This window comes from Nonomuraea sp. NPDC050547, from assembly GCF_044457345.1.
Classification (GTDB): Bacteria; Actinomycetota; Actinomycetes; order Streptosporangiales; family Streptosporangiaceae; genus Nonomuraea.
Genome location: NZ_JBITGW010000013.1, coordinates 1 through 12364, shown reverse-complemented (window position 1 = coordinate 12364; position 12364 = coordinate 1). Strand labels below are relative to the sequence as shown.

The following is a 12364-nucleotide window of genomic DNA, read 5'->3' as shown; positions in this document are numbered from 1 at the left end:
TAAAGAGGTCAGCGGTCGAACGCCTTGCGGATGCGGCCGCGGGCCAGGAACATGCCGCCGCTCAGGAGGGCCAGAGCGCTGATGAGGGCGAGCCCGCCCACGCCGTTCGACTCGGTCTCGCGGGTGGTGACCGCCGCGGCCAGCTCGGCCTGCGGCGCCTTGTCCTGCGCTGAAGCCTTCACAGGGGCCTTCTCAGGGGCCTGCGCGGGAGCCTTCTCGGCGACCTGGGCGGGAGCGGCCGGGGTCTCGGGCCTCTCCTCGTCCTTCTTCTCGGTCTTCTCCTCCGCGGTCACGACCGGGGGCGTGGCCGGCCGGGCGTCCTTGCGGGACCAGGCGCCGGTGGAGAAGGCGACGGGGTGGTTCTTCTTGCCCACGCCGGGGCCCCACTTGGTGATGACGTATTCGATCTTGATGTGTCCCTGGCCGCCGACGCCGTCGACGCTCAGCGAGCTGGAGTTGAACTTGCCGCCGGTCAGCGAGGCGAAGGTCTTGGCGTCGAGGTCGAGCATGATGCCCCTGTTCGACGGGACCCCGGGGCCGCGGTCGCCGACGAAGAACGGCTCCTTCTTGCCCTTGTAGATGACGTAGCCCTCGGTCAGGAGGGGCCAGCTCGGGCTGGCGGCCAGGCCCTTCTGCATGGGCTTGCCGGAGGCGGGAAGACCGGTGTCGCCGTTGCGGCCGGAGGCGTCGTCCCAGTAGTAGGAGGCGGTGGTGGAGCCCTTGAGAAGGGGCTTCTTCTCGGAGAAGTCATCCGCGTGTGCGGTTGCGCCGGTGCTGAGGGTGACCGCGCCGATGACGGCGACGGAGGCGAGCATGGTGAAAGAACGCATGCCAAAGCGGGAAGACATGAAGAAGAGAAGTCCTTTGTGCGGGGACAGGGGAAATGCGCTCGTCAAAGCGGCGTAGCCGGGCACAAAGCCGAACGGACGCTACGCGAAAGCGCGGGGGGAAAGCCTGGGGAAGGGGCCGCTCAGTAGGCGGCGGGTGAAACTACGCGGAATGGGGGTTCATCGCGGTGGTGCATGAAAAGATCAGTCCTCTCCATCGCGCCTACCGGGTTAGCTGACGGGTTCGGGCGTGGAGATGCCCTACCGACGCGTACGTCGGATTCACCCCAAGGAACATTGGTTCCCCGGTTCCCGCGGGTACGGGATTCGGCGCCAGCCGGCCGCCTCTTCCTGGTGAAGGGTCGGGTCGCCAGCTGGTAACGCTTAGGACTGTAAGTGCCAAAGACGGCAAAAGCAAAACAATCGCCATGAAACGGGCGAAGATCTACCTAAGAAGGTCAAGAAAAAGGGGGGTACGGCCAAGCCGTACCCCCTCAGAACGCCGACTCAGCCGCCGCTCTTGCGCCGGAACGAACGCTTGCTGGCAGCAGGGCCGTGTGCGCCGTGGATCTTTGACTGATCCGTGCCCCTGCCACCCGCACCCGAGTCGGAGTGCTGATTGCGCTTACGCTCCAGGGCCTCCCGGAACTTGCGCTTCATCTCGTCCTCGGGAGTTTCGCTGACTTCCGGCTCCGGTGTTTCCGCCATGAGGACCTCCTGGTGTTGGGGACCACAACAGCTTCGCACGACGGCCGACCTGACGCGAAACCGGGCACCGCGTCAGCCCAGCCTGGCCAGCTCCTCCTCGGTGAGCTCCAGGTCGGCGGCGGCCAGCGAGTCGAGGATCGTCGCCGGGCGGCTTGAGCCGGGAATCGGGATCACCACCGGGCTCCTGGCCAGCTCCCACGCCAGGCAGACCCGCTGCGGGGAGACCCCGCGCTCGGCCGCGACCTCCCCGAAGGCGGCGTGGCGGCGGCCGAGGCGGCCGACGTGGTTCATGCCGCCCAGCGGCTCCCACGGCAGGAACGCCACGCCGATCTCCTCACAGACGTCCACCTCCGGCTCGCTGCTGCGGAAGCTCGGCGAGTACTGGTTCTGCACGCTCACCAGCCGCCCGCCGAGGATCTCGTTGGCCTGCCTGATCTGGGCCGGGTTCGCGTTGGAGATCCCGGCCATCCGGATCTTCCCGGCGTCGAGCAGGTCCACGAGCGTGCCGATCGACTCCTCGTACGGCACCGCCGGGTCGGGCCGGTGATGCTGGTAAAGCCCGATCGACTCGACGCCCAGCGCCTTGAGCGAGCGGTCGCAGGCCCGCTTGAGGTACTCGGGCCGGCCGTCCACGTCCCAGCGCCCGCGCGGCCGGGTGTGCCCGCCCTTGGTGGCCACCAGCACCGCGTCCTTGTCGCCGCCCCAGCTCGCCAGCGCCTTGGCCACGATGCGCTCGTTGTGCCCGACCTCGGCCTCCGTCGGCGTGTAGGCGTCGGCGGTGTCGATCAGCGTGATCCCGGCGTCCAGGGCCGCGTGGATGGTCCTGATCGACTGCTCCTCGTCGGGCATGTGGCCCTCCACCGACATCGGCATCGCGCCGAGCCCGATGGCACTGACACTCATCTGACCGATCAGTCGTGTCTGCATGCGTCCATGGTCATACATTTCGGCCGCTGAGTCGCCGTGGTCACCGTGAACAGGCCGACCTTCTCCCGCCTGCTGACGACGTCGGCGTACCCGGCCTCGACGGCCCAGGTGTGCAGCTGCTCGGCCGAGCGGCACTTCATCACCCACAGCCGCCCGTCGCGGTTGGGCAGCACGTTGGCGATGAACTCCAGCTGCGGGTGGCGGGTCTGCGTGGTGAAGATCAGCACGCCGTCGTGGGCGAGCAGGTCGCGCAGCCTGGCCAGGGACTTCCTGATCGTCTCGTCGTCCAGGATCAGCTCGTACAGTCCGCTGACCACGATGATGTCGGCCGGCCGGTCCAGCGGCTCGGGGTCGAAGGCGTCGCCGCGCTCGTAGCGGATGTTCGCCAGACCGCGTTCCTTGGCCAGTTCCCTTCCCAGGCGCAGGCCGTCGGCGGCCAGGTCACGGCAGACCACCTCGGCCTCGGGCTGCTCCCTGGCGACGTCCTGCAGGTAGCGGCCGGGCCCGGCGGCCACGTCGAGGATCAGCGCGCGGCCCGCCCTGGCCGAGACCTCGTCCCTGATGACCTCCTTGAGCAGATCGCGGCGGGCGCGGATGGCCCGCCAGCCGACCGAGTTCAGGTAGATCCGGTCGAGGGGCCGGCCGTGGGCCTTGTTGACGTAGACGTAGTCGAGCATGGTGCCGCTGTCGAAGCCGTGGCGGTAGCCGATGCGGATGCCGCGGCTGGTCCGGCCGACGGTGCGCATCAGGAGCCGCATAAGTGCCCACTTCATGAAATTTCACCCTTCGGGAGTTGTCGGGAGCTGTCGGGAGCGCATGAGGTGGTGTGCCGTCTCCAGGTCGGACACGGGCGGCAGGAAGCGGACCGTCACCGGGGCGCGGCTCAGGCGGCCGTGCACCGGCAGCACCCGGCCGGTCCCCTCCAGCAGGACCGGGACGATCGGGACACCGGCCGCCTCGGCCAGCCGCGCCGCGCCGCCGTGGAAGTCGCCGACGCGGCCGTCGCGCGAGCGGGTGCCCTCCGGGTAGACGACCAGGACCCGGCCTTGGTCCAGCAGTCGTACGGCTGCCGCCAGGTCCCTGGAGCCGCCACCGCCCCGCCGTACCGGGAAGCCGGAGACCAGCGTCCGGCAGACCAGCGCCCGCGCCCGATTGGCGAACCAGTAGTCGGCGGCGGCCGCCACCGACGGGCGCAGCCGCGCGGGCAGCGCGGCCAGCAGGGCGGCGGTGTCGGCGTGAGAGCAGTGGTTGGCGACCACGACGCACGGCCCGCCCGGCACCGGGCCCTCGACGGCCAGGCCGCCGCTGCAGGCGAAGGCGGTACGCCACAGCCGCCGCCGCATCGCGGCCCCGAGCCTCACGGCAGCACCACCACGACCGCCAGCGCCACGAGCAGCGAGTCCACGCGGTCCAGCAGGCCGCCGAAGCCGGGCAGCCAGGTGCCCGCGTCCTTGACCCCGGCGCCCCGCTTGAGCATCGACTCCAGCAGGTCGCCGAGCGGCGCCCCGGCTGCCACCGCCAGCGCGGTGACCGGGGTGAGCTCGCCCAGCAGGAACAGGACGGTCAGGCCGCCCACGGCGCCGCCGACCACCCCGCCCCAGGTCTTGGCCGGGGACAGCGGCGACAGCGCGGGCCCGCCCAGGAGCCTGCCGCCGCACCAGGCGCAGACGTCGGCGAGCGCGACGGCCAGGACGAGGGCGAACGCGGTCGCCGGAGCGAGCGTGACCAGGGCGCTCAGCGGCGCGATCCAGAGCAGTCCGAAGACCGAGTACGCGGCCCGCCTGCCGCCGTCCTCGGCGTCGCCGCCGAGCACCGGGACGAGGACGAGCGCCAGCAGCAGCAACGGGCCCGCGGCGAGCGGCGAGGGCAGGAACGGCAGCACGGCGGCGGCGCCGGCCAGGATCAGGGCCTCCGGCGGGCGCAACCGGACCAGCCGGGCGTACTCGGCGGCGCACACGATGCCGAGCGCCGCGGCCAGCGCCGCCGCGCCGGCCGGACCGGCCAGCAGCGCCAGCGTCACCACCGGGGCGGCCACGGCCCAGGTCAGCCAGCGCTGGACGAGCTCGCGCCGGTGCGAGATCCACACGGCCACGCCGCTGGCGCCGAGCGCGCCGGCCAGGAAGGGAGCGGTCTCGAGTATCACGCCAGTTCCTTTCCGATGCGCGCCAGCCGTACCAGGGCGGTGATCGCCGAGCCGGCGGCGAGCACGATCAGCCACGGCGCCCAGCCCGTGAGGGCGAAGGCGACCAGCAGCACGCAGCGCTCGGTCTTGCCCACAGGGCCGCCCTGCGCGCGCCGCGCCCCCGCGGCGGCACCGGCCAGGGCGACCCACGACGGCAGGGTGGCCGCCAGCGCCGCGCTCGCCACCAGCGCGGGCGGGGCCAGGACGAGGCAGCCGGCGAGCACGGCCAGTTCGGCGAGGCGGTCGCCCAGCTCGTTGACGACGGCGCCGAACCGGGTGGCGCGCCCGCTCTCGCGGGCGACGCCGCCGTCGAGGTTGGCGCAGGCCAGCCGGGCGGCCAGGAGCAGCGCGACGGCGAGCGCGGCGAGCGGCCCCGCGGGAGCGGTCGCCAATACGGCTCCCGCCGCGGCCGCGAAGGCGACCCCGGCGGCCGTGATGGCCCACGGGGGTACCTCGCGGGCGACCAGGAGGGTGCGCACGCCACCCAGCCGGGCGGCGTACCAGGGCTTGAGTGCGTAGAGGCCGTTCATGTGACCAGGTTCTGACCTGGAGAGGGTCCGACACATGGGGCTTTAAGCGCATATGAGGTGAGTAGCCCTACTCAACCCGTCAAAGGATCGAACGTTCTTGAGGTTGTGGTGGAACTTCGCCGGATATGAGGCTCAACATGACCCGCCGACCGATTGGTGCGATATGAACCCCATGCGCATCCTGGGCCAGGATCTGGCGCTGGACCTCGGAGCAGCCAGCACCCAGATCTACGCCAGGAAGCGCGGCATCGTCATCAACGAACCCTCACTCGTCGTCCGCTGCGCCACCACCGGCAAGGTGATCGGCTACGGCGCGGACACCCCGCCGGGCACCGGCCCCGACCCCGTCGCGATCCGGCCCGTCGTCGGCGGCGTCCCCGCCGACGTGGACCTGACCACGCGCATGATCCGGCACTTCCTGCGCAAGGTGCACGGCCATCCGTTCTCCCGTCCGCGCATGGTCATCGCGCTGCCCGCCGACAGCACGGGCTTCGCCGGCAACGCCCTGCGCGACCTGGCCTTCCAGGCCGAGGCCCGGCGCGTCTACCTCGTCCACCACGGCCTGGCCGCCGCGCTGGGCGCCGGCCTGCCGGTGAGGGAGGCCGCCGGGAACATGATCATCGACATCGGCCGCGACACCACCAGGATCGCCGTCGTCTCGTGCGCCAGCGTCGTGCACGCCGCCACCGTCCAGTCCGGCGGCGCCGACGTCAACCGGGCCATCGTCGCCCAGGTCAAGCACGACCACGGCCTCGACATCACCGAGCAGTCCGCCGAGGTGGCCAAGCGCGGCATCGGCTCGGCCTGGCGGCCCGTGACCCGGACGGCGAGCGTGCGGGGCGTCGACCGCTCCGGCCGGGCCGGCATCGTGGCGATCTCCGCCGGGCAGGTGTACGAGGCCACCCGGCAGACCGTCAGCATGATCGTACGGGCCGCCCGCGAGGTCATCGAGCGCTGCTCCCCCGACCTGGCCGCCGACGTCGCCGACCGGGGCGCGGTGTTGACCGGCGGCGGCGCGCTCATGCGCGGACTGGCGCGACGGCTGCGGCTCGAACTGGAGGTGCCGGTCCAGCGGGCCGAGCGCCCGGTCGAGACGGTCGCGCTCGGCCTCGGCCGCTGCGTGGACGACATCGGCCGGATCAGCAAGGACGCGCTGATGCACCCGTAGGGTCGAAGGATGGACGACACGCTGCACCTCGGCCTGCTCGGCCCGGTCCGCGCGCGGCGCGGGCCGGTCGAGCTCGACCTGGGCTCGCCCAAGCAGCGGCTGCTGCTGGCCGCCCTGGTCCTGGCCGAGGGCCGCACACTCGGCCGTGACCAGCTGATCGACGTGCTCTGGGCCGACGACCCGCCCGCCACCGCCCGCAACGTCCTGCGGACCTACGCCTCCCGGCTGCGCGGCGTGCTCGGCCGCGAGTCGCTGGTGTCCGTCGGATCCGGTTACCGGCTCGTCCGCGTCTCGACCGATCTGGCGGAGTTCGAGCGGCTGCGGGACGCCGGGCGGCTGCCCGAGGCGCTGGCCCTGTGGCGGGGTGAACCGCTGGCCGACCTGCCCGGCCCCTACGCCGAGGCCAGGCGGGCCGCGCTGGAGGAGGAGCGGCTGGCCGTGCTGGAGCGGCGGCTGGCCGCCGACCTGGAGGCCGGGGTGGAGGTGACCGGCGAGCTGGGCGCGCTGGTGGCCGCGTACCCGTTGCGGGAGAGCGTGCGCGCCCTGCTGATGCGGGCGCTGTACCGGGCCGGGCGGCAGTCGGAGGCGATCGGGGTCTTCACCGAGGCGCGCCGCGTCCTGGACGAGGAGCTGGGAGTCGAGCCGTCGTCCGAGCTCGCCGACGTCTACCGGCAGGTCATCACGGGCTCGCTTCCCGCCGGCCCGCCCTTTGCCGGTACGGCGGGCCCGATCCCTGCCCAGTTGCCGGGGGACATTCCCGATTTCACCGGGCGGCGGGAGGCCGTGAAGGCAGTCGAGGAGCTTCTGCGGACCGGCGTGGTGGCGATCTCCGGGCTCGGCGGCGTCGGGAAGACGGCGCTGGCCGTCCACGTCGCGCACCGAGTCAGGGAGCGGTACCCCGACGGCCAGCTCCACGTGGACCTGCGCGGCGCCGGAGCGGACCCGGCCGACCCCGCCCTGGTGCTCGAACGTTTCCTCGACGCCCTCGGCGCCGGGCGCGTCCCGCCCGGCCAGGAAGCGCGGGCCGCCCTGCTGCGCACGCTCACCGCGGACAGGCGGGTGCTGTTCCTGCTGGACAACGCGGCCTCCGCGGCCCAGATCCGGCCGCTGCTGCCGTCAGGGCCGGGCAGCGGGGCGCTGGTCACCAGCCGCGCCCGGCTGTCCGACCTCATCGGGGCCCGGCACGTGTACCTCGACGTGCTGCCCGAGCGCGAGGCCGTCGCCCTGTTCACCGCGGTGGCCCGGGTTCCCTCCGGGCGGACGGCCGCGCAGGTGGTGGCAGCGTGCGGGTACCTGCCGCTGGCGGTGCGGGTGGCCGGAGCGCGGCTTGCGGCGCGGCCCCGGTGGAGCGTCGATGACCTGCTGGCCCGGCTGTCCGAGCAGCGGCTGGGTGAGCTGCGGGTGGGGGATCTGGGGGTGGAGGCGTCGTTCGCGCTGAGTTATGACCAGCTTGGGGAAGAACTGGCCAGGGGGTTTCGGCGGCTGGCCGTACCCGACAGCGCTGAACTGACCGTGGAGCTGGCGGCGGCGGTGCTCGGCCGCGACGCGCGGGAGGCCGAGCGGACCTGCGAGGAACTCGTGGACCTCAGCCTGCTGGAGTCGGCCGCGGCCGGTCGCTACCGCTACCACGACCTGCTGCGGGACTTCGCGCTCGCCCGCACGCCCGAGACGGAGCGGCGCGCGGCGCTCGCCACCGTGCAGGCGAGCTGGCTGGCGGCCGTCACCGGCGCGGCGGAACGTGCCATGACCGATCCCGGCGCCCGTGACCTTCTGCTGGAGGAGGCGTCGTGCCTGGCCGCCATGGACCGGCGTCACCGCGGCGCGCCCGACCCCGAGCTGACGGTGGGCAGCACGCTCGTGGTGGCCCGCGCGCTGGCCCTGGTCGGGGCGCTCGACCCGCCGCCCGCCGACCCCTTCTCCCCCGCCGACCCCAGGATCGCCTACGCCCGCGGCCTGCTCGCCCTCGGCCTGTGGGAGGCCGGAACGCACCAGGTCGTCCACGGCAAAGCCGCCCTGGAGGCCGCACTCGCCGCGCTCGGGCGTTGAAGACGGATTCCATCGTTCTTCAACACCCGCGCTCCAGGCTGTTCCCCATGACCGGTATCGAAGGATTCACCTACCAGCGCGTCCCCGTCGACGGGGACGTCTCGCTCAACGTGGCCGTCGGCGGCTCCGGCTCGCCGATCGTGCTCCTGCACGGCTTCCCGCAGACCCACCTCATCTGGCGGCACGTCGCCCCCGCCCTCGCCGCCGGCCATCAGGTGATCGTCCCCGACCTGCGCGGGTACGGCGCCAGCGACAAGCCGGCCGACCTCGACGGGCAGACCTACTCCAAGCGGCGCATGGCACAGGACGTCGTCGAGCTGGCCCGTGCGCTCGGGCACGAACGGTTCGCGCTGGCCGGACATGACCGGGGCGGGCTCGTCGCCTTCCGGGCCGGGCTGGACCATCCGGACGCGATCACCCATCTGGCGCCGATCGACATGCTGCCCACCGCCGACATGTGGGAGGTCATGAACGGGGTGGCGGCCGCGGTCGGGTTCCACCTGTACCTGATGGCGCAACCGCCCGGGTTGCCGGAACGGCTGATCGCCGCGGCGTCCGACGAGTTCTTCGGGCACTTCCTCGACACGTGGGTACTCCGGGCCGAGGCGATCCCGGCCGGCGTGCGGGCGGAGTATCTGCGGGCCTCGCGGGAGGCGGTGACCTCGATCGTGGCCGACTACCGGGCCAGCGCCGGCGTCGACCGTGAGCATGATCTGGCCGATCGGGCGGCGGGGCGGCGGCTGGGCATGCCGGTGACCGTACTGCAGCAGGACTGGGGTGCCGTGCTGCCTTACGACGCCGTCGCACTCTGGGGCGCCTGGGCGCCGGATCTCGAGCATCGCACGATCACCAGCGGGCATTTCGTCGCCGAGGAGGACCCTGAGCTGGTGCTCAAGGCCCTCCGCGACCTGTTGTCCCGTGGGTGAGGTGCTATTCGGCGCTCGCGGTCCAGGCCGCTGCCTGGGCCGCGGCGAGTGCGGCCAGGCCGCCGCCGTCGACGTTGTAGTCGAGGACGTGCAGGCCCAGGGCCGAGTTGGAGGAGCGGATGCCGTCCAGCCCGTCCACCTGCAGCCAGTCGAGCCTGCCCTTGCTGGTGTCGGTGCGTGCGCACCTTCCCGTGGCCAGGTCCGCGTACGCCGCGAAGCCCGTCGGATGCGCGGTCGGCGTGAAGTTGAGCAGCAGGCTGAGCGAACCGGCCGGTGCCAGCAGGTTCCCCCTGAGGAGCTTCTTGGTCGGCATGTAGGGGCGCATGGGGGTGGTCGCGTCCGCGGGTCCGCCGGCCAGGACTGCGGCCGGGTTCACGCACAGGACGCGGTGCGCCGGGTCCGGCGCGCGGCCGAAGGCGACCGTCTCCTCGTGGCCGGGCTGCAGATCGGCCGAGTTGAACGCCACCACACAGCCGACCGGCACGGGGGCCTGGCCGCTCGGCCGTTCACACGCCGGCAGGTGCTGGAACGTCGAGACCGGGTCCGAGCCGCCCCCGGACGGCGCGTCGACCGGCACCCTGACCTCGGCGCCGACGATGTAGGCGGCGACCAGGCTCTTCGTGTTGGCCGCGTTGCCGTCGAACTCCTCCTGCAGCAGGCGGGCCAGATGGAAGGCGCCCTGCGAGTGGCCGAGCAGGATGACGCCGCGCCGCTTGCCGGTGGCCGGGTCGATGTTGTCGGTGTCCCAGTACTGGCGGAAGGCCTGCTTCAGGTCCTGGTACGCGGTCTCGAAGTGCGGCGGGATGATGGCGCCCAGCAGGTAGCCGGTGAGAGCGACCTGGCGGTAGAGCGGCACGAACACCCGGCAGTTGCTCGTCAAGCGGCCCATCTGCGTCAGCGTGACGGCGGCCTCGCTCTCCCTGGCGACCGGCGGATTGCCGCCGAGCAGCAGGAGCGGGTTGGCCAGCAGGTTGACGGTGGGGTAGGCGTAGAAGCAGTCCACCTTCGGGGACTGGGGTGGGGGCAGCGGTTCGTTCGTCGTGGTGCCGTCGGGGCGGATGACGGTGGCGTCCAGGCCGACCTGGTGGCCGTCCGGGTACCTGCCGGTGATCACGGGGTCCATGGGGTTGCCGGCGGCGTCCTGGCCACAGGGGTTGGCCGTCTTGCCGGGACGGCACAACCAGACGGGCTGGGCCAGCGGACCGGTCAGCAAATCCTTGGCCGCCTCTTCCGCCGCCAGGCCCTCCGCAGCCTCGCCGTCCCCAGGCGAGCCGCCCGCGGGCGTCCCGCCCTCTGGCTGCCCCGGTCCGTCCGCGGACTTCCGATCCCCGGACGTCCCCTCCGCGGGAATCCCGTTCACAGGCGTGCCGCTCGTAGCTCGGCCGTCCTCTGACGGTCCGTCCGTGGCCTTGCCCTTCACCGGCGTGCCCCTCAAGGGCGTCCCGTTCACAGGCGTGCCGTTCGTGGTTGGGCTGTGCTGGCCGGACAGGGTGAGGGCGGTCCCGGTCTGATCGGATGACGCTTGGGTGGTGGTTGGGGGTGGGGTGGTGTGGGCGGCGGCCGGGGTGGTCGCGGTTAAGCACGCTGCCGTGATCAGGCAGGCGGCGGACAGTACGGCGGTGCGTCTGCGCATGCGCTGCTCCAAAAAACCTACCGACTGATTGGTAGCCTCACCGTAGGGCCAGTGAATCACCCCGTCAACGGCCTCGGCGAATGCCTACCAATTGATCGGTAGTTTTTGTTAGCCTCGCCGTACTGCGCGCCCTGACCGCGAAAGGAAACGCATGACAGACAACCCTCTCGACCGGCTCACCCTCGCCGAGCGAGCCGCGCTCACCTCCGGCGAGTCGCTCTGGCGTACCCAGGCCATCGAGCGGGCCGGGATACCGTCGATCACGCTCAGCGACGGGCCGCACGGCGTACGCCGCCAGCCGGACGACGGCGACCATCTGGGAGTCGGGCACAGTACGCCCGCCACCTGCTTCCCGCCCGCCGTGGCGCTCGGCTCCTCCTGGGACCCGGACCTCGTGCGCAGGGTGGGCGAGGCGCTCGGCCGGGAGTCGCGTGCGATGGACGTGCAGGTGCTGCTCGGTCCCGGCGTCAACATCAAGCGCTCCCCGCTGTGCGGCCGCAACTTCGAGTACTTCTCCGAGGACCCGCGCCTGTCCGGCGTGCTCGGCGCCGCGCTCGTCCTCGGCATCCAGTCGCAAGGCGTCGGCGCCGCCGTCAAGCACTTCGCGGCCAACAACCAGGAGACCGACCGCATGCGCGTCAGCGCCGAGGTCGACGAACGCACCCTTCGCGAGATCTACCTCCCCGCCTTCCAGCACGTCGTCACCGTCGCGAAGCCGTGGATGGTGATGAGCGCGTACAACCGGGTCAACGGCGTGTACGCCTCCGAACATCCGTGGCTGCTGACCGAGGTGCTGCGCGAGGAGTGGGGCTTCCGTGGCGTCGTCGTGTCCGACTGGGGCGCGGTCGACGACCGGGTGGCGGCGCTCTGGGCGGGCCTGGACCTGGAGATGCCGACCTCCGGCCGCGCCTCCGACGCGTCGGTGGTCAAGGCGGTCGAGGCCGGCGCGCTCGACCAGGAGTTGCTTGACGCCTCCGCCGCCCGCGTCCTGGCGCTGGTCGCGCGGGCCCAGCCCGGCGAGGGGACGTTCGACGCCGGCGCACACCACCGGCTGGCGCGCGAGGTGGCCGGTCAGTGTGCCGTGTTGCTGAAGAACGACGGCGTGCTGCCTCTGGGGTTCCAGGATTCGGTGGCGGTGGTGGGCGAACTCGCGCGTACCCCCCGATATCAGGGGGCGGGCAGCTCCCACATCGTGCCCACGCGGCTGGACGACGTGCTCACCGAGATGCGCGCGCTGGCCGGGCGGGAGCTGGAGTACGCGCCCGGATACCGGCTGGGCGACGCCGGCCGTTCACCCGAGCTGGAGGAGGAGGCGCGGGCCGTCGCGGCGCGCGCCCCCCCCCCCGTCGGAGGCCACGGGTTGGCGCCCCCCGTCCACGGGGTGGGCTAACAACCAACTCCACAGGAGCATCACGCA

Annotated in this window: 12 protein-coding genes and 1 riboswitch; of the genes, 4 read left to right on the top strand and 8 right to left on the bottom strand. The window is 72.4% G+C overall.

Features of this window, described 5'->3' with window-relative positions; translation table 11 throughout:
• Positions 1-8: 8 nt before the first annotated feature.
• The 7 genes from ACIBHY_RS30100 to ACIBHY_RS30070 all read right to left on the bottom strand — a co-directional run bounded on the left by ACIBHY_RS30100 (position 9) and on the right by ACIBHY_RS30070 (position 5174).
• Positions 9-830, bottom strand: a complete 822-nt coding sequence (locus ACIBHY_RS30100) for a hypothetical protein (RefSeq protein ID WP_397308439.1) — start codon at positions 828-830, stop codon at positions 9-11.
• Positions 831-1032: 202 nt separating this feature from the next.
• A riboswitch (cyclic di-AMP (ydaO/yuaA leader) is annotated at positions 1033-1170 on the bottom strand.
• Between the two features lie 164 nt (positions 1171-1334).
• Positions 1335-1535, bottom strand: a complete 201-nt coding sequence (locus ACIBHY_RS30095) for a DUF5302 domain-containing protein (protein WP_184960130.1) — start codon at positions 1533-1535, stop codon at positions 1335-1337.
• Positions 1536-1607: 72 nt separating this feature from the next.
• On the bottom strand, positions 1608-2462 hold the full coding sequence (locus tag ACIBHY_RS30090) for an aldo/keto reductase (RefSeq protein WP_397244540.1): 855 nt from the start codon (positions 2460-2462) through the stop codon (positions 1608-1610).
• Positions 2447-3235: a class I SAM-dependent methyltransferase family protein gene (locus tag ACIBHY_RS30085; RefSeq protein WP_397308438.1), complete on the bottom strand. Its 789-nt coding sequence runs from the start codon at positions 3233-3235 to the stop codon at positions 2447-2449. The genes ACIBHY_RS30090 and ACIBHY_RS30085 overlap by 16 nt, the downstream gene beginning before the upstream one ends.
• A gap of 6 nt (positions 3236-3241) precedes the next feature.
• Positions 3242-3823, bottom strand: coding sequence for a lysophospholipid acyltransferase family protein (locus ACIBHY_RS30080; protein WP_397244544.1), 582 nt, complete (start codon positions 3821-3823; stop codon positions 3242-3244).
• Complete coding sequence (locus ACIBHY_RS30075; protein ID WP_397308437.1) at positions 3820-4605, bottom strand: phosphatidate cytidylyltransferase; 786 nt, start codon at positions 4603-4605, stop codon at positions 3820-3822. The genes ACIBHY_RS30080 and ACIBHY_RS30075 overlap by 4 nt, the downstream gene beginning before the upstream one ends.
• On the bottom strand, positions 4602-5174 hold the full coding sequence (locus ACIBHY_RS30070) for a CDP-alcohol phosphatidyltransferase family protein (protein WP_397308436.1): 573 nt from the start codon (positions 5172-5174) through the stop codon (positions 4602-4604). The genes ACIBHY_RS30075 and ACIBHY_RS30070 overlap by 4 nt, the downstream gene beginning before the upstream one ends.
• Positions 5175-5337: 163 nt before the next feature.
• Between ACIBHY_RS30070 and ACIBHY_RS30065 the strand changes: the two genes are divergently transcribed.
• The 3 genes from ACIBHY_RS30065 to ACIBHY_RS30055 are packed head-to-tail and all read left to right on the top strand — an operon-like array spanning position 5338 to position 9314.
• Positions 5338-6342 carry a rod shape-determining protein gene (locus ACIBHY_RS30065; protein ID WP_397244553.1) on the top strand — a complete coding sequence of 335 codons (1005 nt, stop codon included), beginning with the start codon at positions 5338-5340 and terminating at the stop codon, positions 6340-6342.
• A gap of 9 nt (positions 6343-6351) precedes the next feature.
• Positions 6352-8388, top strand: coding sequence for a BTAD domain-containing putative transcriptional regulator (locus ACIBHY_RS30060; RefSeq protein WP_397308435.1), 2037 nt, complete (start codon positions 6352-6354; stop codon positions 8386-8388).
• Positions 8389-8435: 47 nt separating this feature from the next.
• On the top strand, positions 8436-9314 hold the full coding sequence (locus ACIBHY_RS30055) for an alpha/beta fold hydrolase (protein ID WP_397308434.1): 879 nt from the start codon (positions 8436-8438) through the stop codon (positions 9312-9314).
• A 4-nt stretch (positions 9315-9318) separates the two neighbouring features.
• On the opposite strand, the gene ACIBHY_RS30050 is transcribed toward ACIBHY_RS30055, so the two are convergent.
• A complete protein-coding gene (locus ACIBHY_RS30050) occupies positions 9319-10947 on the bottom strand; it encodes a DUF3089 domain-containing protein (RefSeq protein ID WP_397308433.1) in 1629 nt (542 codons plus the stop codon).
• Positions 10948-11098: 151 nt separating this feature from the next.
• On the opposite strand from ACIBHY_RS30050, the gene ACIBHY_RS30045 reads away from it, so the two are divergent.
• Complete coding sequence (locus tag ACIBHY_RS30045; protein WP_397308432.1) at positions 11099-12337, top strand: glycoside hydrolase family 3 N-terminal domain-containing protein; 1239 nt, start codon at positions 11099-11101, stop codon at positions 12335-12337.
• The last annotated feature ends 27 nt before the right edge of the window (positions 12338-12364 follow it).